2 protein-coding genes are annotated in these 2,281 nt (G+C 43.1%); both read left to right on the top strand.

The genetic code is table 11. From position 1 onward, the window contains the following. The first annotated feature begins 483 nt into the window (after positions 1-483). Complete coding sequence (locus V6C71_27280) at positions 484-906, top strand: hypothetical protein (GenBank protein ID HEY9772166.1); 423 nt, start codon at positions 484-486, stop codon at positions 904-906. 21 nt (positions 907-927) lie between these two features. Beyond that, positions 928-1,359, top strand: a complete 432-nt coding sequence (locus V6C71_27285; protein HEY9772167.1) for a carboxypeptidase-like regulatory domain-containing protein — start codon at positions 928-930, stop codon at positions 1,357-1,359. Positions 1,360-2,281 lie beyond the last annotated feature (922 nt).

Genomic DNA, 2,281 nt, shown 5'->3' on the forward strand with positions numbered 1-2,281 from the left:
CCGGGCAGCCGGTGGATAGCGTGACCATACTTTTCGCGGGTACTATAGGAGTGAGTGCTGGGTTTCCTATTAAAGAGACCTTGACCGATTCTAATGGCTCATATGAACTTGTAGTCGATGTACCGAGAAAGTATCATTCACCTGGTATAAGCCTATCGCTTAGAATGGAGTCACTTCGTAGCAGGTATAGCACTCAGAATCGGCTCATTTATGAAAACGGAGTCCAAAAGGGCAGCTGTTGTTTTGTAGCCATGGGCGGAAAGACCAAGTACGACTTCGTACTGTTGCCCAAATAATTTATGATCCACCACCAAACCTTCCTCTATGCACTGCTTCCCGATCTAACGCTACTTCCAAACTTGTTAGCCAGAGAAGCCCCTAAGGCTTAAAAAAGAATTGCTAACCGCATTTCCTGGGGTAATCTTTTATCACGAACGTGAAGGCTATGCCTTCTAAGTCCGTATTACAACAAAACTATTTTTTATGAAAAGCTTATCAATCCGTAGGACAGGTATTGTTTCCTTTCTTTTCTTATCCCTGGCCTTCTCTAACACTATTGGATGTATTCGTGAGGATCGTACTACCATTGTCTATGGAAGGGTCATTGACGAAGCTCGTCAACCAGTAGATAGTATATTAGTTAGAATGTATTCAGCCGGATTTGCCAAACCAGGCCTTCCATTAGGTCATACGCATACCGATAAAGACGGGAATTATACCTTAGTTATAGATGTCCCTAAAGGTTATAACAGTACTACTGTATATATCCCAGAAAATATTAATACAAAGTTCAGTGAAAACTATAAAGATTATCTAGTATATCAGGATGGGCAGCAATTAGGGAATTGCTGTGGGGCTTCTATTGGTAAAAAAACCAATTATGATTTTTTATTACTATCTAAATAACTCCACCCAATCTCTATTTTTATGCACAAAACTTTTATGAGTAAAAGCCTCATTTACTCAAGATTAGCCTTCTTGCTAATTACAGCAGCACTCCTCTCCGAAAGCTGCCACAACAATGAGCCTGCTCGGCTAACGAGGGTTTATGGTAAGGTTACCGACCAGGCCGGGCAGCCGGTGGATAGCGTGACCATACTCTTCGCTGGTACCGTAGGGGTGACCGGTGGGTTTCCTATTAAAGAAACCTTGACCGATTCTAATGGTTCATATGAACTTGTGGTTGATGTGCCAAGAAGGTATCATTCTCCTAGTATTAATCTGTCGTTTGAGCGGCAGGAATTGCTTGATAAGTATTTAAAATACCTTGTATACGAAAACGGTGTCCAGAAGGGCAGCTGCTGTTTTGTAGTCATGGGCGGAAAGACTAAGTATGACTTCGTACTTTTGCCCAAATAATTTATGATCCACCACCAAACCTTCCTTTATGCACTGCTTCCCGATCCAACGCTACTTCCACTTGTTAGCCAGAGAAGCCCCTAAGGCTTAAAAAAGAGAAGTGCTAACCGCATTTCCTGGGATATTCTTCTTTATCCCGAACATAAAAGCTATGCCTTCTAAGTCCGTATTACAACAAAACTATTTCTTATGAAAAGCTTATCAATCCGGTGGTCGGGCGTTCTCTCCTTTCTTTTCTTATCCCTCGCTTTCTCTAATACTAGCGGCTGTATCCGCAAGTTAGATCGAACTACTGTTGTCTATGGACGAGTCACCGACCAGACCGGGCAGCCGGTGGATAGTGTGACCATATTGTTTACTGGACTTATTGGGGTGAGTGGTGGGGTTCCTATTAAAGAGACCTTGACCGATTCTAATGGATCATATGAACTAGTAGTTGATGTGCCGAGAAGGTATCATTCTGCTAGTATTGCATCGTCGCTGAACTTTGAGTCACTTAGTAGCAAGTATAGCTCTCAGAATCGGCTCATTTATGAAAACGGAGTCCAAAAGGGCAGCTGTTGTTTTGTAGCCATGGGCGGAAAGACCAAGTACGACTTCGTACTGTTGCCCAAGTAACTCCACTCAACCTCTATTTTTATGCACAAAACTTTTATGAGTAAAAGCCTCATTTACTCAAGATTGGCCTTCTTGCTAATTATAGCAGTATTCCTCTCCGAAAGCTGCCGCAATAATGAGCCTGCTCGGCTAACGAGGGTTTATGGCAAGGTCACCGATCAGGCCGGGCAGCCGGTGGATAGCGTGACCATACTTTTCGCGGGTACTATAGGAGTGAGTGCTGGGTTTCCTATTAAAGAGACCTTGACCGATTCTAATGGCTCATATGAACTTGTAGTCGATGTACCGAGAAAGTATCATTCAC

The organism is Coleofasciculaceae cyanobacterium, assembly GCA_036703275.1.
In the GTDB taxonomy this organism is placed as follows: domain Bacteria; phylum Cyanobacteriota; class Cyanobacteriia; order Cyanobacteriales; family Xenococcaceae; genus Waterburya.

Excerpts from the sequence above, each read along its gene's own strand:
- V6C71_27280 (HEY9772166.1), top strand. The coding sequence starts at position 484 with ATGAAAAGCTTATCAATCCGTAGGACAGGTATTGTTTCCTTTCTTTTC.
- V6C71_27285 (HEY9772167.1), top strand. The coding sequence starts at position 928 with ATGCACAAAACTTTTATGAGTAAAAGCCTCATTTACTCAAGATTAGCC.